The sequence below is a fragment of the Mycolicibacterium sp. XJ1819 genome (assembly GCF_053483675.1).
The window spans coordinates 28,042-44,787 of the sequence record NZ_JBEFST010000017.1 but is presented as its reverse complement, the minus strand read 5'-3'; the positions used below and the strand labels follow the sequence as shown (position 1 = coordinate 44,787).

The window sequence follows — 16,746 nt, the reverse complement described above, 5'->3', positions numbered from 1 at the left end:
GCGACAAGGGATGTCACTGCATGGCCTTCCCTAGCCACCGCCCCCGCAGGCTGCGGTCGACACCGGCGCTGCGCCGTCTGGTCGCCGAGACATCGCTGCAGCCAAGGCATCTGGTGCTGCCGATGTTCGTCGTCGACGGTATCGACGAACCGCGGCCGATCGGTTCGATGCCGGGCGTGGTGCAGCACACCCGCGACTCGCTACGCCGGGCCGCCGCCGACGCGGTCGTCGCCGGCGTGGGCGGGTTGATGCTGTTCGGCGTCCCGCGCGACGAGGACAAGGATGCGGACGGCTCGGCCGGGGTCGCCGAGGACGGCATCCTCAACGTCGCGCTGCGGGACCTTGCCAAGGACCTCGGCGAGGACACCGTGCTGATGGCCGACACCTGTCTCGACGAGTTCACCGATCACGGGCATTGCGGGCTGTTGGACGCGACGGGGCGGGTCGACAACGACGCCACCAACGCGCGATACGTGGAATTGGCTGTGGCGCAGGCTGACTCGGGCGCTGCGGTGGTCGGCCCGAGCGGAATGATGGACGGTCAGGTCGCCGCCATCCGGGCGGGCCTGGACGCCGCGGGCCACACCGACACGGTGATCCTGGCCTACGCCGCCAAGTTCGCCTCCGGCTTCTACGGCCCGTTCCGGGAGGCGGTGGCCTCCAGCCTGGACGGGGACCGTCGCACGTATCAACAGGATCCGGGCAACGCCCGCGAGGCGCTGCACGAGATCGAGTTGGACATCGACGAGGGCGCCGACATCGTGATGGTCAAGCCCGCGATGGGCTACCTCGACGTCGTGCGCGCCGCGGCCGACATGTCGCCGGTGCCCGTCGCGGCCTATCAGGTCTCCGGTGAGTACTCGATGATCAGCGCGGCGGCGGCCAACGGCTGGATCGACCTGCCGACGGTGGCCCTCGAGACGCTGACCGGCATCCGCCGGGCCGGGGCCGACATCGTGCTGACGTACTGGGCGGCCGACGTCGCCGGTTGGCTGGCGTGAGCCCTGAGCAACCGCCGCAGGGCGCGGGCCCGGACCAGAAGGAACCCGAAGGCCGTCCGCCCGACGTCGACACCGGGTTCTGGCTGTGGGTGATCGCGCTGCCACTGCTTGTCGCGGGGTACATCGCCGACCTGGTCGGCGGGGTCGGTGGCGCGCTGGCGGGCCCGCTGCTCGCGATGTCGGTGTTGTTCGTGCTGATCTTGGCGGCGGTGGTGCTGACCTTCTCGATCCTGATGCGGCACGGCTACCGATGGGCGCGCACGGTGCTCACGGGCGGCGCGGTGGCCAGCGTCGTGTTCGTGGCCAGGAGCCTGTTCACCGTCGACCGTCCGCCCGTGGTGGCGGTGATCTACGCGGTCACCACGATCATCGGGTCGGTGCTGATCGCCGGCGGGATGTTCCTGTTGCACCGCAAGGACACCCAGGCGTTCTTCACGCGGTGACGGGTTAGGCTGGCTCGACCATGACAGCTCCACAGTCGCGACCGCGGGTCGTCGTCGCAGGGTTCTGGTGCTGGTTGGCCGCGGCCGTCATGTTGATCCTTGGTGGACTGATCGCCGCGACCGCCGGGATGGACCTGCCGACGGCCTACCGGGGCGCGGCCGTGCTCACCATCGTGGCGGGCGGCGCGATGGCGTTTCTGGCGGGCCGGGCCCGCGCCGGTGACCCCCGGTTCCGGCGCGCCGCGGTGGCGTTGGCGTTGGCGATCGTGGTGCTGGTCGGTGTGGTGGCCACCCTCGGCGTGCTGCACATATTCACCCTGCTGGCCGTCTTTCCGCTCGGCGCCGGAGCGGTGCTGATGACGCGGCCCGCCGCACAGACCCGTGAGGAGACGCAGTGACCGACGACATCGACGCCCCACCGGTTCTCTACTACGAGCAGGGCGCGAGCTGGTGGTGGCTGTTGGCCGGACCCGCCGCGGCCATCGCGATGGCGCTGATCCAGGCGTCGGCGGGCTACGGCGTGCAGCTGTTGATCCCGGGCCTGTTCCTGGTGCTCGTCGGCGGCTTCCTGGCGATCCAGGTCAAGGCGGCTAGAATCCACACGTCGGTCGAGTTGACCCCGGACTATCTGCGCCAGGGCACCGAACGGCTGGCCATCGACGACATCGTGCGCATCTACCCCGAACCGAGCGGCCCCGAGGAGCCCAAGTGGCAGTCGTCGCGCGCGCTCGGCGAGCTCACCGGGGTGCCACGCGGGCGCACCGGCATCGGGCTCAAGCTCACCAACGGCCGCGGTGCGCAGGCGTGGGCGCGTAAACATCAGCGGCTGCGGGCGGCGCTGACCCAGCTCGTCGAGGAACGCATCCCCGGGGATCCCGCGCCGTGAAAACCCGCGGGCGGGCGATCATCGCGCTGACGCTGGCCCTCGCCGCGGCCGTCGGCGCCGTGCTGTGCTGGCTGGCGGCGAGCACGACGGTGGCGGTGCCGCCGATTCTCGACGGTGAGCCGTGGACCGAGTCGGTGATGTACAGCGCGCCGCGGGTGGTGCTGTCGCTGCTGCTGGCCACCGCGGCCGGGGTGCTGGCCGTGCTGGGGGTCGCGCGGCTTCGCCGCACCGGCTGATCCGGCGAGCGACCGCGAATGTACGCATTTTCGCGGCTTTCGACGTGCATACGCGGTCGCTCGCGGCTCAGATTTGGTACAAAGTGCGAAATCTGTAACACTGTTGCACATGACTGAGTTGGCCGACGCCCGAGACGCCGTCGAGAGCGCCCCCGATGCCCTGCCCGATGCTCTGCCGTTGGGGCCGCAATCGCTGGTCTGGCGTTATTTCGGCGACAACCGGATGTTTCTCATCGGCCCGCGGCCCGCGGTGCTGCAGAACATGCTCGCCGAACTCGGCCAGGGCGTGCTCGATCACTCGGTGTTCTTCGCCGACACCGCGGCGCGGGTGAAGCGCTCGCTGCCGCCGATCTTCAACACGGTCTACGGGTCCGAGGACGACAACCCCGGCCTGCAGGTGCGTGACTTCCACACCGAGATCAAGGGCGACATGCCGGACGGCAACCGCTACCACGCCCTGGATCCCGAGACCTACTTCTGGGCGCACGCGACGTTCGTCGAACAGGTGCTGTACTTCGCCGACACCTTCGTCAAGCGGCTCAGCCGCGAGGAGAAGGAACAGATCTACCTCGAGTCCAAGACGTGGTACCGGCGCTACGGCGTCAGCGACCGGCCGATGCCCGCCAACTACGCGGAGTTCGAACGGTATTGGGACCGGATGATGGACGAGATCGTCGTCGCCCACAAGACCGCTTTGTACGGCGTCGGCTACGTCACCAAGGGCTTCCCCCAACCCAAGGGCGTGCCGGGCTGGGCGTGGCGGCTCATCGCGCCGGTGTTCAACCCCGTCGCGGCGTTCCTCACCACCGGCGGGCTGCCGCCGCGCGCACGGGATCTGCTGGGCCTGCCGTGGAGCGAGCGCCAAGAGCGGCGCTACCAGCGTTTCGCGGCGCTGTGGCGCACGCGGCCGGTGAACTGGGTGTGGGATCGTCTGCCGATGTCGGTGCGCTACAACGGATATGCCTGCCGCGGCTATGCCAGGGGCTGACCGCACCACAGAAGCCATCCTCGACGCCGCGGTCGTCGAGTTCGAACAGCACGGGTTTCGGCGGGTCGCGCTCGAGGACGTGGCCCGTCGCGCAGGCGTCAGCCGGACCACCATCTACCGGCGGTTCGCCAACAAGGACGAGTTGATCGCCGCCGTCATCGAGCGGGAGAACGTGATGTTGTTCGCCGACATCGCAAACGAATTGAAACAGGCTGGGCCACAGTCGAATTACTACGTGGAGGCGTTCACCCACGCGATCGTGCGGTTCCGCCGCCACCGGGTGCTGGACCGGATGATCAGAGACGAGCCCGCGCTGGTACTGGAACTGGCCGATCGGCACTACGGCGCGGCGATCGTCCGGATGGCCGAGGCCCTTCGGGTGATCTTTCCCGCGGGGTTCGCCGAGCGCATCGGTGAGCCGACCGTCTACGAGTTGGCCGACACGATCCTGCGGTACGCCGCGATGGTGCTGCTGCTGCCCAGCGCCCAGCCGTTGCAGACCCCCGAAGACATCCGCGCGTTCGCCACTGCGCACTTCCTGCCCAGCCTGCCCGCCGCGTTGCGCACGGTGTCGGCTGGTTAGGTCTCCTGCGTTTTGTTTGTCGGACCGCTGGGCAGACGTTGTCCATGAGTACCGAAGAACGGCACGGTTCCGAACCCAGGACCGACGATCACCATCAGGTCCTCGACGAACCCGACCAGGACCAGAAGCTCACACCCAAACCCGAGATCACCGACGAGCACAAGGCCAAGGCCAAGGAGATGGCCAAGGCCTACGATGATCAGCGGCCGACCACCAAGATGCCGGGCACCGGCGGTGCGGTGGTGGGGACGGCGGTCAACGAGTGGATCGACGACGAGGGCAACCCGAAATTCAGCGACCAGAACACCGAGAACGACAACTGAGCGCGCACCCGGCGCCGGGCGCGACCCCGCTGGAGCGGATCGCGCCCGCCTTCGTCGAGATGGCCCACGCGATCGTGTGGGCCTCGGCGGCCACCGTCGACGCCAACAGCAGGCCGCGCACCCGCATCCTGCACCCGTTGTGGGAGTGGGACGGCACCGATCTGCTGGGTTGGATCGCGACGGTGCCCAGTCCGGTGAAGAAGGCGCACCTGGCGGTGAATCCGCAAATGTCGGTGAGCTACTGGGCGCCCAGCCACGACACCTGTAGCGTGGACTGTCTGGTCGAGTGGTATCTCGACGACGAGACCCGCGCGGCGGTCTGGGACAAGTTCGCCACCGCCCCCGCACCGGTCGGCTACGACCCCCGCATCATCCCGATGTGGGCCGACGGGCCGACGTCGAGCCAGTTCGCGGTGCTGCGGCTGACCCCGTACCGGCTGCGGGTGATGCCCGGTGCGGTCATGACGAAAGGCGAAGGCGCGCCTTTAACGTGGAGTGCTGCGAGACAATCCTGATATGACCTCGACGCTCGATGTCGGCGCGCTCCCGCTGGCGCCGAAGAACCCGTTGCCGTTCTGGCAGCTCGTGAAGCTGGTACGCAGGCTCGACACCGGCCAGGAAGAGATCCGCGACGCGGGCGGACCCATCACCCGCATCCAATTCGCGCCGAAGCAGGTCTACCCGCCGATCGTGGCGGTGATGTCACCGGCGGGCATGCGCGACGTGCTGGGCCGCAGCGACGCCTCCTCGGATCGGTGCATCATCCACGAAGAGGTGCGCCAGATGGCGGGCGACAGCCTCTGGGTGCTGCCCAACGAGCTGTGGCGGCCGCGCAAGCGCGCGTTGCAACCGGTGTTCACCAAGCACAACGTGCGGGCCTTCGGGGGCCACATGTCGGGGGCCGCCCAGAGATTCGTCGATCGCTGGCCCGACGGCGGCGAGGTCGACCTCGACGTCGAATGCCGCAAGGTCGCGATGCAGTCGCTGGGCCGTTCGGTGCTGGGCATCGACCTCAACGAGCGCGCCGACATCATCGCCCGCTGCATGCACGTGGCGTCCTCCTACACCGCCGACCGCGCCCTGCGCCCGGTGCGGGCCCCCAGTTGGCTGCCGACCTCCGCGCGACGAAAGGCCGCGCGCGCGGTCACCGCGATGCGCGAGATCACCAACGACATGGTGCGGGCGTGCCGCGCCGACCCGAACCGGGACGCGCCGCTGGTGCAGGCGCTGCTGGCTGCCACCGACCCGGAGACGGGTCTACCGCTGTCGGACGAGGACATCTCCAACGACCTGCTGATCTTCATGCTCGCCGGCCACGACACCACCGCGACGGCGCTGACTCACACGCTGTGGATCCTCGGCCACCACCGCGACATCCAGGACCGCGTCGCCGCCGAGGCGGCATCGATCGGCGACGGGGAACTGACCCCGGAAGACGTGCCGCGGCTGGGGTACACGCTGCAGGTGCTGCACGAGTCGCTGCGGTTGTGTCCGCCCGCGGCGGGGGTGGCGCGACTGGCCACCCGAGACATCGCCGTCGACGGCTACCGGGTGGAGGCGGGCAGCCTGCTGGCGGTGGGCCTCTACGCGCTGCACCACGACCCGACGCTGTGGGAGCGGCCGATGGAGTTCGACCCCGACCGGTTCAGCCCGGAGAACTCCAAGGGCCGCGACCGCTGGCAGTTCCTGCCGTTCCTCGGCGGGGGCCGGCCCTGCATCGGGGAGCACTTCGCGAGGCTGGAGACCACGCTGGCGCTGGCCACCATCGTGCGCGCGATGGAGGTGCAGTCGGTGGACCCCGAGTTCCACTGCGAGGTGCCGTTGACCACGGTGGCCAAGGGCCCGATCCCGGCGCGCCTGCGGCCGCGGGGATGACCCGCCGGACATTTCGCACCGAAAGTGCGAGTAAAAGATGCCGAAACGTCGATCTCGCCCTCGGTGACCGTGGAGTCTGCGGCCGCCCCGTTTCCCGGGCAACGCGTTGCGGGGCAACCGCGCGGCTGGCGTTGTCAAGATGTCATTGGGTGATGGGGACGTCGAGTTCGGCAAGCAGTGCTCTCACCTGGGTGTCGATCATGTCGCGGATGGGGCGCACCGCGTCGACGTCTTGTCCGGCCGGATCGGGCAGGTCCCAATTCTCGTAGCGCTTTCCGGGATAGATGGGGCAGGCGTCGCCGCAGCCCATGGTGATCACAACGTCGGCGGCTTCCAGGATCTCGTCGGTCCAGGGTTTTGGGAATTCGCCGGTGATGTCGATGCCGACTTCACGCATGGCGGCGATGGCGGCGGGGTTGACTTCGTCACCAGGTTCGGACCCACCCGACCAGGCGATGGCATTGTCGCCGGCGTGGTGCGCGAAGAATCCGAGGGCCATCTGGGAGCGGCCGGCGTTGTGTGTGCACAGAAACAGCACGGTGGGTTTGCCGTCACTGGCCTTGCCCTCAACGCGGACCAGAGCAGAAAGCTGTTGGCGCGCAAAGTGTTCAGCCAGTAGCGGTAAAAAGTTAGGGATGGTGGCGCGGCTGGCGAATTGATCGTAGGAGGATCTCAGGACTCGTTCGATGGTTTCCACGGCGAAGGCCTCGGCGAATTCGGCCTGCAGGCGGGTAACCGCAGTGCGCAATGCCAACTGCTGGTCGACGGACAGATCGCGGCCGGGGTGAGGGACAGAACTGTCGGTCATGGGGTGCTTTCTTTGTCGATGACGGCCGGCTGATCAAGGGTCGGTGACGAATTCGAAGACATGGTGCTGTTGGTGAAGCGGCTGCGCAACGCCAGCGAAACATAGGTCAACGCGACCAGTATCGGGACTTCGATGAGCGGGCCGACAACGGTGGCCAGCGCCTGTCCGGAGGTGGCACCGTAGGTGGCGATGGCCACCGCGATCGCCAGTTCGAAGTTATTGCCCGCGGCGGTGAACGCCAGGGTGGTGGTGCGTTCGTAGCCCAGACCGATCGCGGCACCCAGTACGAAGCCACTGCCCCACATGATGGCGAAGTAGGCCAACAGCGGCAGCGCGATACGGGCCACATCCAGTGGTCGGCTGATGATCTGTTCACCTTGCAGTGCAAAGAGAACCACCACGGTGAACAGCAAGCCGTACAGTGCCCACGGCCCGATTCGGGGCAAGAACCTCGCTTCGTACCAGTCGCGGCCTTTGGTGCGTTCGCCGATGCGCCGGGACAGGTATCCGGCGATCAGCGGGATGCCGAGGAAGATGAGTACGGACTTCGCGATCTGCCATGGCGATGTGTCGATCGTGGTCTGATCAAGTCTGAGCCAGCCAGGCAGCACCGAAAGGTAGAACCAGCCCAAGACGGCGAACATCACGACCTGGAAGATCGAGTTGAGCGCCACTAGGACGGCGGCGGCCTCGCGGTCACCGCACGCCAAGTCATTCCAGATGATGACCATCGCGATGCACCGAGCCAACCCGACGATGATCAGCCCGGTGCGGTACTCGGGCAAGTCAGGAAGTAACAGCCAGGCCAACGTGAACATCAGTGCCGGGCCGAGCACCCAGTTGAGCACCAACGACGAGAGCAACAGTTTGCGGTCAGTGGTGACGGTGTGGAGGCGGTCGTAGCGGACCTTGGCCAACACCGGATACATCATGATCAGCAACCCGAGTGCGATGGGTAGCGAAATCCCGTCAATCTGAACACCTTCCAGCATGGTGTTCAGGCCGGGGACCCCGCGCCCCAATAGCAGGCCGGCGATCATCGCCGCGCCGATCCAGACCGTCAGGTATCGGTCGAGAACCGACATCTTGCGCACAACCGCTGATCCGGTTGCCGGCGCCGTGGCGGTCACTGCGGTGCCCCGACCGGCTCGACGCTGGTTGTGCCGAGGATCACCGAAAGGCTGGCCAGCGCTTCGGGCACCACCGCGTAGTAGACCCACGATGCTCTCCGTTCGGAGGTCAACAAACCGGCTTCGCGGAGCACCTTGAGGTGATGCGACACCGTCGGTTGCGAAACATCGACGTCGGTGGAGATGTCGCAGACACACGCCTCGCCGCCGGTGTGGCTGGCGATCGCGGAAAACAGCTGCAAACGTACCGGATCGGCCAGCGCCTTGAGCTTGGCCGCGATATCCGCGGCCTCCGTAGCGCACAGCGGCTCGCTCAGTAGCGCCCCCGGCGGGCAGGAGCCCCGGCTACCCGGCAGGTCCGGCAATGATTTTGACACATATCGATATTGACAGGCATCTAATCTGTCCGCAAGCCCGCGAACACCGAGCGGCAGGGGCACGAGAAACCGTCAGGATGGACGGGGCGAGAGACGCCACCGCAGGTCAGGTGACCACCGTGGTGGGGTGACCACCTGACCTGGGAGCGGTTGTCAGCAGCAGGTCGCGGCGTCGGCTGGTTGGTCTGCATCGGGGGCGGCTGCGCCGCCGCAGCAGACCTCGCCTTCGGCCTCAGCGTCGAGGTGTTGCGGGCTGGTGCCGAAGGTGTCCGAATCAGCCAGCACGGTATAGACCTCCCATTTTTCCCCGGCGGGCCCCGTCACCCAGACCTTGTCCTGGGTGGCAAAGCAGCAGGTGGTGTTGATTTCCTCGTCGGTGAACAACCCCGCCTTGCTCAGTCGGGTGATCTCGGCGTGTACCTGTTGGCTGGATTCGACCTCCACGCCGAGGTGGTTGATGGTGCCGCCCTTGCCCGGGTTTTCCAGCAGCACCAGCTTCAGCGGTGGTTCGGTGACCGTGAAGTTGGCATAGCCGGGTTTCACCTTGGCCGGCGCGGTGTTGAACAGCTTGGTGTAGAACGGGATGGCCTCGTCGAGATCGTCGACGTTGAGGGCCAATTGGACTCGGGACATGAGATCCTCCTCTATCGTTGTGACATATATCGAAGTGGCGCCGAGTTCAGAATCCGCTCCTTTTTGATATATGTCAAGAACGTGGCAGGATGGATGTTATGCCCAAAGCGTTACCCGTGATCGACATGTCCACCCCGGTGTGCTGTGCACCGGTCGCGGCCGGGCCCGTCAGCGACGACGACGCGCTGCAGATCGCGATGCGGCTCAAGGCGATCGCCGACCCGGCCCGGGTCAAGATCGTGTCGTTTCTGTTCGGCGCCGACGCCGGGGAGAAAACCAGCGGCGAACTGGCCGACAGATTGGACCTCAACGAATCCACCATCAGCCACCACATCGGCCAGCTACGCCGAGCCGGCCTCGTCAACTCCGAGCGGCGTGGAATGAACGTCTTCCACCGGATACGCCCCGAGGCGCTGCAGGCGCTGTGCGTGGTGCTCGATCCGAATTGTTGTACCTAGATTTCGTCAACACTCGGCAGTGCAACCCCGGCCTCCACCGCACAATGGCGGCCTGGCAATTCGAACGGCGAGATGTCGGGTCAGCTCAACTGTTCCCGGCGAAGCAACACTGCGTAATCGAACGGCAGTCGCGGAAAGAACAGGCGGCCCATGCCAGTCACGTGATCGGACGCCTCGGCTTTACTCACCACGCGCGGATCCTTCACGGGGAACGTTCGTCCGTGGCGCTTGAGCACGCCTCCGCCCGCGGCTTTGAGGTTTTTCAACCAGTCACGATCTGGGCCGTACGTCAGCAAAATCGCCACACCGGCATCGGTGGAAAAGACGGTGAGGGGAGTCCGATAGACGCGCCCGGACCGGCGACCGACGTGCTCGAGGATGCCGAACGTCGGCGCCCACCCGGCCCACACCCGTTGCAGCGGGTTGGTGACGTACCGGTTGAACCGGGCCAACCATTGCGGGAGTTGCATACCTGCCATCAAACTCGGGAGCCATGGCATACCTCAAGCCCGGCCCGTTCACCAGGAAGGTCTTCAACCCCATCGCGAAGTTCTTCGGGATGGGCCAGACGCTGACGGTGATGGCGCGGCGCACCAAAAAGCCCCAGCGCATCCCGATCATCACCGTCGACGTCGACGGCGCCACGTACCTGGTGTCCACCCGCGGCGAATCCGAGTGGGTGAAGAACGTGCGGGCCGACCCCAACGTCGAGGTCGGGTCGACGGCCTATGTCGCGCGCGAGATCCCCGAGCAGGACCGACTGCCGATCCTGACCGCCTACCGCAAGAAGGCCGGCCGGGTGGTCGAGGGCTACTTCACACAACTGCCCCGTGAGGCCGATCACCCGGTGTTCGTGCTCACCCCGAAGGGCTGACCCCACTACACCCTGTAGTTGACGCGTTGGGCCAGGCTGGGACACTGGTGGCCATGCGTGCTGACCAGATCTCCACCGAGGTGTCCGCGCGGCTGTTCGCCGAGGCCTGCCGGGTCATCCCCGGCGGGGTGAACTCGCCGGTGCGGGCGTTCGCCTCGGTCGGCGGCACGCCACGGTTCCTCACCTCCGCCGCCGGTTGCCTGCTGACCGACGCCGACGGCAACCGCTACGTCGACCTGGTCTGCTCGTGGGGGCCGATGATCCTGGGCCACGCGCATCCGGCCGTGGTCGACGCGGTGACCCGGGTCGTCGTGGACGGCCTGTCATTCGGCGCGCCGACGCCGTCGGAGACCGAACTGGCCGCCGAGATCGTCGCCCGGGTCGCCCCCGTCGAGCGGCTGCGCATGGTCAACTCCGGCACCGAGGCCACCATGAGCGCGATCCGGCTGGCCCGCGGTTACACCGGACGCGCGAAGATCGTGAAGTTCGCCGGCTGCTATCACGGCCACAGCGACGCGCTGCTGGCCGACGCCGGGTCCGGGGTCGCCACGCTGGGGCTGCCGTCCTCGCCGGGGGTCACCGGCGCCGCGGCAGCCGACACCATCGTGGTGCCCTACAACGACGTGGCCGCCGTCGAGGAGGTCTTCGGCCGGTTCGGCGACGAGATCGCGTGCGTCATCACCGAGGCCAGCCCGGGCAACATGGGCACGGTGCCGCCGGTGGACGGGTTCAACGCGGCGCTGCGCCGGGTCACTGCCGAGCACGGGGCGCTGCTCATCTCCGATGAGGTGATGACCGGCTTCCGGGTCAGCCGATCCGGTTGGTATGGAATCGATCCCGTCGACGCCGACCTGTTCACCTTCGGCAAGGTGATGAGCGGCGGCCTGCCCGCCGCGGCGTTCGGCGGTCGCGCCGAGGTGATGGAGCGACTCGCGCCGTTGGGGCCGGTGTACCAGGCGGGCACCCTGTCCGGAAACCCCGTCGCGATGGCCGCCGGGCTCGCCACGTTGCGGGCTGCCGACGACGCCGTCTACCGCGCCCTGGACGTCAACGCCGACCGGTTGGCCGCACTGCTCGGCGATGCGCTGACCGAAGCCGGTGTGGTGCACCAGGTTTCGCGGGCAGGCAACATGTTGTCGGTGTTCTTCACCGGCCGGCCCGTCACCGACTTCGCATCGGCGCGGGCCACCGAGACCTGGCGGTTCCCGGCGTTCTTCCACGCCCTGCTCGACGCCGGTGTCTACGCCCCGCCGAGCGCATTCGAAACCTGGTTCGTCTCAACGGCACTGGACGACGACGCCTTCGAGCGCATCGCCGCGGCGCTACCCGGTGCCGCACGTGCCGCAGCGGAGGCCGTCGAGCCGTCATGACCGATACGACGACTGTGCACGTGATGCGGCACGGCGAGGTGCACAATCCGGAGGGCATCCTCTACGGCCGCCTCGACGGCTACCACCTGTCCGAGAGGGGACGCGCGCAGGCCGAGAGGGTCGCCGAGGCGCTGGCCGACCGCGACATCGTCTACGTGGTGGCCTCCCCGCTGCTGCGGGCCCAAGAGACCGCGACGCCGATCGCCGAGCGACTGCGGTTGCCGATCGACACCGACGACGACCTGATCGAATCGCTCAACATCTTCGAGGGCCTGCGGGTTTCGCCCGGCGACGGTGCGCTGCGCGACCCGCGCAACTGGCGGCACCTGTGGAATCCGCTGCGGCCGTCGTGGGGCGAACCGTACAAGGACATCGCCGCGCGCATGCGCAACGCCCTGGACCGGGCCCGCGCCAAGGCGCAGGGCCACGAGGCGGTGTGTGTGAGCCACCAGTTGCCCGTCGAGATCCTGCGAAGGGCGATGACCGGCAAGCGGTTTGCCCACGATCCGCGCAGACGCATGTGCGGCCTCGCGTCGTTGAACACATTCGTTTTCGAGGGTGACAAGCTCGTCGACTGGCGCTACAGCGAGCCGGCCGGGCCGTGAGGCGATGGGTGATCATCCTGAGCGCAGCCGCGGCTGTGCTCGCCGGGTGCTCCACCGGTGACGACGCCGTCGCGCAGGGCGGCACCTTCGAGTTCGTCGCGCCCGGCGGCCAGACCGACATCTTCTACGACCCGCCCGAGAGTCGCGGCCGCCCGGGACCGGTGCAGGGCCCCGACCTGATGGACCCGGCCAAGACCATCTCGCTCGACGACTTCGCGGGCGACGTGGTGGTGCTCAACGTGTGGGGGCAGTGGTGCGGGCCGTGCCGCACCGAGATCACCCAGCTGCAGCGCGTCTACCACGCCACCCGCGCGCAAGGTGTCGCGTTTCTCGGTATCGACGTGCGGGACAACAACATTGATGCCGCACGCGATTTCATACTCGACCGCAACATCACGTTCCCGTCCATCTACGACCCGCCGATGCGGACCATGATCGCCTTCGGCGGTCGTTATCCCACCACCGTCATCCCGTCCACCGTGGTGCTCGACCGCCAGCACCGGGTGGCGGCGGTGTTCCTGCGTGAGCTGCTCGCCGAGGATCTGCAGCCGGTGGTGGAACGGCTGGCGGCCGAGCAGGAGTCGAAGGCATGACCGGGTTCGCCGAGATCGCCGCCGCAGGGCCGGTGCTGCTTGCGCTGGGCGTGTGCGTGCTGGCCGGCCTGGTGTCGTTCGCCTCGCCGTGCGTGGTGCCGCTGGTGCCCGGGTATCTGTCCTACCTGGCCGCGGTGGTCGGCGTCGAGCAAGCCCCCGGTCCTCACCCTCCGTCACGCCGAAACACACGTTCGGGCGCGAAAGTGCGAGTGGATTCCGCCGAAACGTCGAACTCGACGAAGGCGGCCCGGCTGCGGGTGGCCGGCGCGGCGGCGTTGTTCGTCGCCGGGTTCACCGCCGTCTTCGCGCTCGGCACCGTCGCGGTGCTCGGCATGACGACCACGTTGATCAGCAATCAGCTTCTGCTGCAACGCATCGGCGGGGTGATCACGATCCTGATGGGCCTGGTGTTCGTCGGGTTCGTGCCCGCGCTGCAGCGCGACGCGCGGTTCACGCCGCGCCAGTTGTCGACCGTCGCGGGCGCCCCGCTGCTGGGCGCGGTCTTCGCGCTGGGGTGGACCCCGTGCCTGGGGCCCACGCTGACCGGCGTGATCACGGTGGCGTCGGCCACCGACGGCGCGAACGTGGCGCGCGGTGTCGCACTGGTGCTGGCCTACTGCCTGGGCCTGGGCATCCCGTTCGTGTTGCTGGCCTTCGGCTCGGCCCGCGCGGTGCAGGGGATGGCCTGGCTGCGCAGGCACACCCGCACCATTCAGGTGTTCGGCGGCGTGCTGTTGATCTTGGTCGGCGCCGCGTTGGTGACCGGTGCCTGGAACGAGTTCGTGTCGTGGGTGCGCGACGCGTTCGTCAGCGATGTCAGGCTCCCGATCTGATGAGACTGTTCGCGCCGATCCGGAACACCTGGCGCACCCTGACCTCGATGGGCACCGCGCTGGTGTTGCTGTTCCTGCTGGCGCTCGCGGCGATCCCCGGCGCCCTGCTGCCGCAGCGCAACCTCAACCAGTCCAAGGTCGACCAGTACATCGCCGAGCACCCGACGATCGGGCCCTGGCTGGACCGGCTGCAGGCCTTCGACGTGTTCTCCAGCTTCTGGTTCACCGCGATCTACGCGCTGCTGTTCATCTCGCTGGTCGGCTGCCTGACCCCGCGGTTGATCGACCACATCCGCAGCCTGCGCGCCACACCCGTCGCCGCCCCCCGCAACTTCGGCCGGCTGCCCAAACACCACAGCACCGAGGTGCCCGGTGAGGCGGGGGCGGTGGCCTCGACGATCACCGAACGACTGCGCGGTTGGCGCAGAACCACCCGCGTCTCAGACGACACCGTCGAGATCTCGGCGGAGAAGGGCTATCTGCGCGAGTTCGGCAACATCGTGTTCCACTTCTCGCTGCTGGGCCTGCTCGTCGCGGTCGCCGCGGGCAAGATGTTCGGCTACGAGGGCAACGTGATCGTCATCGCCGACGGCGGCCCCGGTTTCTGCTCGGCCTCCCCGGCCGCGTTCGACTCGTTCCGGGCGGGCAACACCGTCGACGGCACGTCACTGCATCCGATCTGCCTGCGGGTCAACAACTTCGAAGCGAACTATCTGCCCAGCGGGCAGGCCACCTCCTACGCCGCCGACATCGACTACCAGGCGGGCGAGGACCTGACCACCGGAAGCTGGCAGCCCTACCGGCTGGAGGTCAACGAGCCGCTGCGCGTCGGCGGCGACCGGGTGTATCTGCAGGGCCACGGCTACGCCCCGACGTTCACCGTCACCTTCCCCGACGGCCAGACCCGCACCCAGACGCTGCAGTGGCGGCCCGACGACCAGATGACGCTGCTGTCGTCGGGCGCGATGCGGTTCGACCCGCCCGCGGGCACCTATCCCGACGCCGAGCAGCGACGTGACAACCAGATCGCGATCCAGGGCCTGTTCGCCCCGACCGAACTGCTGCACGGCACCCTGCTGTCGTCGAGTTTCCCGGCGCTCAACGACCCGGCCGTGGCCATCGACATCTACAAGGGCGACACCGGCCTGGACACCGGGCGCCCGCAGTCGCTGTTCAACCTCGACGCCCGGCTGATCGAGCAGGACAGGCTGGTCAAACAGGCGCGAGTGAACCTCGGCGAGGGCGAGTCGACCCGCCTGCCCGACGGCACTGTCGTGCGCTTCGACGGTGCGGTGCCGTTCGTCAACGTGCAGGTCTCCCACGACCCCGCGCAGATCTGGGTGCTGGTGTTCGCGATGACGATGATGGCCGGGCTGCTGGTGTCGCTGGTGGTTCGGCGGCGCCGGATCTGGGTTCGGATCAGCGGTGTCGACGCGGGTACGGTGAGCGTCGAGCTGGGCGGGCTGGCCAGGACCGACAACTCCGGGTGGGGCGAGGAGTTCGATCGCCTGACGCAGCGCCTCGTGCCGGCGTCCCCGGATGCCACGGAGCGAGAGAAGGTGAATCGGGCGTGAATACCGACGGAGTCGACATCGGGTTGGCCCGCTATTCGGACTGGGCGTTCACCACCTCGGTGGTGGTGCTGGTCGGCGCGCTGCTGTTGCTGGCGGTGGAGCTGGCCTACCGGCGCAGCAGCAAGGCGCTCGAACGCGACTTCGTCACCGCCGGCGGGTCCCCGACCCCGGCGGCGGTGGGCGTGGTCGCCGACGCACCGCGGCGCGGGGTCGACGAACGGTTCGGCGGTGCGGGACTGGCCCTGACCTACGTCGGCATCGGGCTGCTGTTGGCGTGCATCGTGCTGCGCGGACTGTCCACCTCCCGGGTGCCGTGGGGCAACATGTACGAGTTCATCAACCTGACCTGCTTCTCGGGTCTGGTTGCCGCTGCGATCGTGCTGCGCCGCAAGCAGTTCCGTCCGCTTTGGGTGTTCGTCCTGATTCCGGTGCTGATCCTGCTGACGATCTCCGGTCGCTGGCTGTACGCCACCGCCGCACCGGTGATGCCCGCCCTGCAGTCCTATTGGCTGCCCATCCACGTGTCGGTGGTCAGCCTCGGCTCGGGGGTGTTCCTGGTGGCCGGGGTGGCCAGCATCCTGTTCCTGCTGAAGATGTCGCGGTTCGGGGCGCCGGAGGCCGACGGGTTCCTGGCCCGGGTGGTGCAGCGACTGCCCGACGCGCAGATCCTGGACCGCATCGCCTACCGGACCACGATCTTCGCGTTCCCGGTGTTCGGCTTCGGGGTCATCTTCGGCGCGATCTGGGCCGAGGAGGCGTGGGGCCGCTACTGGGGCTGGGACCCCAAGGAGACGGTGTCGTTCATCGCCTGGGTCATCTACGCCGCCTACCTGCACGCCCGGTCGACGGCGGGGTGGCGCGACCGCAAGGCCGCCTGGATCAACGTGGTGGGCTTCGTGGCGATGGTGTTCAACCTGTTCTTCATCAACCTCGTCACCGCCGGTCTGCATTCGTACGCCGGGGTCGGCTAGCGGTCGGGCAATCGGCCCGAACCGGTAGTTTCGCTGTCAAATACCTGCGAGTATGGGGTTTGCGGGCGCGGGTCCGCCGAATTAACGGCCCACTCGATTACGGTCGTGGCAAGCAGCTTTTCGTTGCGCGCTATTAGGTAGCTGAAGCGTGTGGAAAGCCCGTGCCGATCACGGTGCTTCCGCTG

At 67.8% G+C, this 16,746-nt stretch carries 23 protein-coding genes; 18 read left to right on the top strand and 5 right to left on the bottom strand.

Annotated elements, in window-relative coordinates:
* Positions 1-20: 20 nt before the first annotated feature.
* The 10 genes from hemB (at position 21) to ABQE89_RS19045 (ending at position 6,335) form a co-directional block, all read left to right on the top strand.
* Positions 21-1,001 (top strand): porphobilinogen synthase, encoded by a 981-nt coding sequence (gene hemB, locus ABQE89_RS19090; RefSeq protein WP_448419461.1) that lies wholly within the window; start codon positions 21-23, stop codon positions 999-1,001.
* On the top strand, positions 998-1,444 hold the full coding sequence (locus ABQE89_RS19085) for a hypothetical protein (RefSeq protein ID WP_448419459.1): 447 nt from the start codon (positions 998-1,000) through the stop codon (positions 1,442-1,444). Before hemB ends, ABQE89_RS19085 begins: the two co-directional genes overlap by 4 nt.
* 20 nt (positions 1,445-1,464) lie before the next feature.
* Complete coding sequence (locus tag ABQE89_RS19080; protein ID WP_448419457.1) at positions 1,465-1,842, top strand: hypothetical protein; 378 nt, start codon at positions 1,465-1,467, stop codon at positions 1,840-1,842.
* The gene (locus ABQE89_RS19075) at positions 1,839-2,330 is read left to right on the top strand and encodes a transport-regulating membrane protein Mce1N (protein WP_448419455.1); all 492 of its coding nucleotides are present in this window, start codon (positions 1,839-1,841) and stop codon (positions 2,328-2,330) included. The genes ABQE89_RS19080 and ABQE89_RS19075 overlap by 4 nt, the downstream gene beginning before the upstream one ends.
* Positions 2,327-2,566, top strand: coding sequence for a hypothetical protein (locus tag ABQE89_RS19070; RefSeq protein ID WP_448419453.1), 240 nt, complete (start codon positions 2,327-2,329; stop codon positions 2,564-2,566). Before ABQE89_RS19075 ends, ABQE89_RS19070 begins: the two co-directional genes overlap by 4 nt.
* 109 nt (positions 2,567-2,675) lie before the next feature.
* The gene (locus ABQE89_RS19065) at positions 2,676-3,554 is read left to right on the top strand and encodes an oxygenase MpaB family protein (RefSeq protein ID WP_448419451.1); all 879 of its coding nucleotides are present in this window, start codon (positions 2,676-2,678) and stop codon (positions 3,552-3,554) included.
* Complete coding sequence (locus ABQE89_RS19060; protein WP_448419449.1) at positions 3,541-4,137, top strand: TetR/AcrR family transcriptional regulator; 597 nt, start codon at positions 3,541-3,543, stop codon at positions 4,135-4,137. The genes ABQE89_RS19065 and ABQE89_RS19060 overlap by 14 nt, the downstream gene beginning before the upstream one ends.
* Before the next feature lie 44 nt (positions 4,138-4,181).
* Positions 4,182-4,460, top strand: coding sequence for a hypothetical protein (locus ABQE89_RS19055; RefSeq protein WP_448419447.1), 279 nt, complete (start codon positions 4,182-4,184; stop codon positions 4,458-4,460).
* 59 nt (positions 4,461-4,519) lie between these two features.
* Positions 4,520-4,975 carry a pyridoxamine 5'-phosphate oxidase family protein gene (locus ABQE89_RS19050; protein WP_448419445.1) on the top strand — a complete coding sequence of 152 codons (456 nt, stop codon included), beginning with the start codon at positions 4,520-4,522 and terminating at the stop codon, positions 4,973-4,975.
* 1 nt (position 4,976) lies between these two features.
* A complete protein-coding gene (locus ABQE89_RS19045; protein ID WP_448419443.1) occupies positions 4,977-6,335 on the top strand; it encodes a cytochrome P450 in 1,359 nt (452 codons plus the stop codon).
* A gap of 142 nt (positions 6,336-6,477) precedes the next feature.
* On the opposite strand, the gene ABQE89_RS19040 is transcribed toward ABQE89_RS19045, so the two are convergent.
* The 4 genes from ABQE89_RS19040 to ABQE89_RS19025 form a co-directional block, all read right to left on the bottom strand.
* Entirely contained in the window at positions 6,478-7,143 is a 666-nt protein-coding gene (locus ABQE89_RS19040) for an arsenate reductase ArsC (protein ID WP_448419441.1), read from the bottom strand.
* The gene (arsB, locus tag ABQE89_RS19035; RefSeq protein ID WP_448419439.1) at positions 7,140-8,228 is read right to left on the bottom strand and encodes an ACR3 family arsenite efflux transporter; all 1,089 of its coding nucleotides are present in this window, start codon (positions 8,226-8,228) and stop codon (positions 7,140-7,142) included. Before arsB ends, ABQE89_RS19040 begins: the two co-directional genes overlap by 4 nt.
* Before the next feature lie 41 nt (positions 8,229-8,269).
* Complete coding sequence (locus ABQE89_RS19030; protein WP_448419437.1) at positions 8,270-8,650, bottom strand: ArsR/SmtB family transcription factor; 381 nt, start codon at positions 8,648-8,650, stop codon at positions 8,270-8,272.
* Between the two features lie 153 nt (positions 8,651-8,803).
* Positions 8,804-9,283 (bottom strand): ArsI/CadI family heavy metal resistance metalloenzyme, encoded by a 480-nt coding sequence (locus ABQE89_RS19025; RefSeq protein ID WP_448419435.1) that lies wholly within the window; start codon positions 9,281-9,283, stop codon positions 8,804-8,806.
* A 98-nt stretch (positions 9,284-9,381) separates the two neighbouring features.
* Between ABQE89_RS19025 and ABQE89_RS19020 the strand changes: the two genes are divergently transcribed.
* A complete protein-coding gene (locus tag ABQE89_RS19020; protein ID WP_448419433.1) occupies positions 9,382-9,741 on the top strand; it encodes an Rv2640c family ArsR-like transcriptional regulator in 360 nt (119 codons plus the stop codon).
* Positions 9,742-9,821: 80 nt separating this feature from the next.
* Here the strand turns inward: ABQE89_RS19020 and ABQE89_RS19015 are convergent, their stop codons facing one another.
* Positions 9,822-10,211 (bottom strand): nitroreductase family deazaflavin-dependent oxidoreductase, encoded by a 390-nt coding sequence (locus ABQE89_RS19015; RefSeq protein ID WP_448419431.1) that lies wholly within the window; start codon positions 10,209-10,211, stop codon positions 9,822-9,824.
* A 23-nt stretch (positions 10,212-10,234) separates the two neighbouring features.
* On the opposite strand from ABQE89_RS19015, the gene ABQE89_RS19010 reads away from it, so the two are divergent.
* From ABQE89_RS19010 to ccsB, 7 genes are read left to right on the top strand one after another with little or no spacing between them, the layout of a single operon-like run.
* Positions 10,235-10,615, top strand: coding sequence for a nitroreductase/quinone reductase family protein (locus tag ABQE89_RS19010; protein WP_448419429.1), 381 nt, complete (start codon positions 10,235-10,237; stop codon positions 10,613-10,615).
* A gap of 53 nt (positions 10,616-10,668) precedes the next feature.
* A complete protein-coding gene (gene hemL / locus ABQE89_RS19005; protein ID WP_448419427.1) occupies positions 10,669-11,985 on the top strand; it encodes a glutamate-1-semialdehyde 2,1-aminomutase in 1,317 nt (438 codons plus the stop codon).
* Complete coding sequence (locus ABQE89_RS19000; RefSeq protein ID WP_448419425.1) at positions 11,982-12,590, top strand: histidine phosphatase family protein; 609 nt, start codon at positions 11,982-11,984, stop codon at positions 12,588-12,590. The genes hemL and ABQE89_RS19000 overlap by 4 nt, the downstream gene beginning before the upstream one ends.
* Complete coding sequence (locus ABQE89_RS18995) at positions 12,587-13,183, top strand: TlpA disulfide reductase family protein (RefSeq protein ID WP_448419423.1); 597 nt, start codon at positions 12,587-12,589, stop codon at positions 13,181-13,183. Before ABQE89_RS19000 ends, ABQE89_RS18995 begins: the two co-directional genes overlap by 4 nt.
* The gene (locus ABQE89_RS18990; protein ID WP_448419421.1) at positions 13,180-14,016 is read left to right on the top strand and encodes a cytochrome c biogenesis CcdA family protein; all 837 of its coding nucleotides are present in this window, start codon (positions 13,180-13,182) and stop codon (positions 14,014-14,016) included. Before ABQE89_RS18995 ends, ABQE89_RS18990 begins: the two co-directional genes overlap by 4 nt.
* On the top strand, positions 14,016-15,590 hold the full coding sequence (gene resB / locus ABQE89_RS18985; RefSeq protein WP_448419419.1) for a cytochrome c biogenesis protein ResB: 1,575 nt from the start codon (positions 14,016-14,018) through the stop codon (positions 15,588-15,590). The genes ABQE89_RS18990 and resB overlap by 1 nt, the downstream gene beginning before the upstream one ends.
* Positions 15,587-16,561: a c-type cytochrome biogenesis protein CcsB gene (gene ccsB / locus ABQE89_RS18980; RefSeq protein ID WP_448419417.1), complete on the top strand. Its 975-nt coding sequence runs from the start codon at positions 15,587-15,589 to the stop codon at positions 16,559-16,561. The genes resB and ccsB overlap by 4 nt, the downstream gene beginning before the upstream one ends.
* Positions 16,562-16,746 lie beyond the last annotated feature (185 nt).

What these genes read in the sequence shown, in the direction of transcription:
- hemB (WP_448419461.1), top strand. Translation starts at nt 21, where the DNA reads ATGGCCTTCCCTAGCCACCGCCCCCGCAGGCTGCGGTCGACACCGGCG.
- ABQE89_RS19080 (WP_448419457.1), top strand. Translation starts at nt 1,465, where the DNA reads ATGACAGCTCCACAGTCGCGACCGCGGGTCGTCGTCGCAGGGTTCTGG.
- ABQE89_RS19065 (WP_448419451.1), top strand. Translation starts at nt 2,676, where the DNA reads ATGACTGAGTTGGCCGACGCCCGAGACGCCGTCGAGAGCGCCCCCGAT.
- ABQE89_RS19060 (WP_448419449.1), top strand. Translation starts at nt 3,541, where the DNA reads ATGCCAGGGGCTGACCGCACCACAGAAGCCATCCTCGACGCCGCGGTC.
- ABQE89_RS19055 (WP_448419447.1), top strand. Translation starts at nt 4,182, where the DNA reads ATGAGTACCGAAGAACGGCACGGTTCCGAACCCAGGACCGACGATCAC.
- ABQE89_RS19050 (WP_448419445.1), top strand. Translation starts at nt 4,520, where the DNA reads ATGGCCCACGCGATCGTGTGGGCCTCGGCGGCCACCGTCGACGCCAAC.
- ABQE89_RS19045 (WP_448419443.1), top strand. Translation starts at nt 4,977, where the DNA reads ATGACCTCGACGCTCGATGTCGGCGCGCTCCCGCTGGCGCCGAAGAAC.
- ABQE89_RS19040 (WP_448419441.1), bottom strand. Translation starts at nt 7,143, where the DNA reads ATGACCGACAGTTCTGTCCCTCACCCCGGCCGCGATCTGTCCGTCGAC.
- arsB (WP_448419439.1), bottom strand. Translation starts at nt 8,228, where the DNA reads ATGTCGGTTCTCGACCGATACCTGACGGTCTGGATCGGCGCGGCGATG.
- ABQE89_RS19025 (WP_448419435.1), bottom strand. Translation starts at nt 9,283, where the DNA reads ATGTCCCGAGTCCAATTGGCCCTCAACGTCGACGATCTCGACGAGGCC.
- ABQE89_RS19020 (WP_448419433.1), top strand. Translation starts at nt 9,382, where the DNA reads ATGCCCAAAGCGTTACCCGTGATCGACATGTCCACCCCGGTGTGCTGT.
- ABQE89_RS19015 (WP_448419431.1), bottom strand. Translation starts at nt 10,211, where the DNA reads ATGCAACTCCCGCAATGGTTGGCCCGGTTCAACCGGTACGTCACCAAC.
- ABQE89_RS19010 (WP_448419429.1), top strand. Translation starts at nt 10,235, where the DNA reads ATGGCATACCTCAAGCCCGGCCCGTTCACCAGGAAGGTCTTCAACCCC.
- hemL (WP_448419427.1), top strand. Translation starts at nt 10,669, where the DNA reads ATGCGTGCTGACCAGATCTCCACCGAGGTGTCCGCGCGGCTGTTCGCC.
- ABQE89_RS19000 (WP_448419425.1), top strand. Translation starts at nt 11,982, where the DNA reads ATGACCGATACGACGACTGTGCACGTGATGCGGCACGGCGAGGTGCAC.
- ABQE89_RS18990 (WP_448419421.1), top strand. Translation starts at nt 13,180, where the DNA reads ATGACCGGGTTCGCCGAGATCGCCGCCGCAGGGCCGGTGCTGCTTGCG.
- resB (WP_448419419.1), top strand. Translation starts at nt 14,016, where the DNA reads ATGAGACTGTTCGCGCCGATCCGGAACACCTGGCGCACCCTGACCTCG.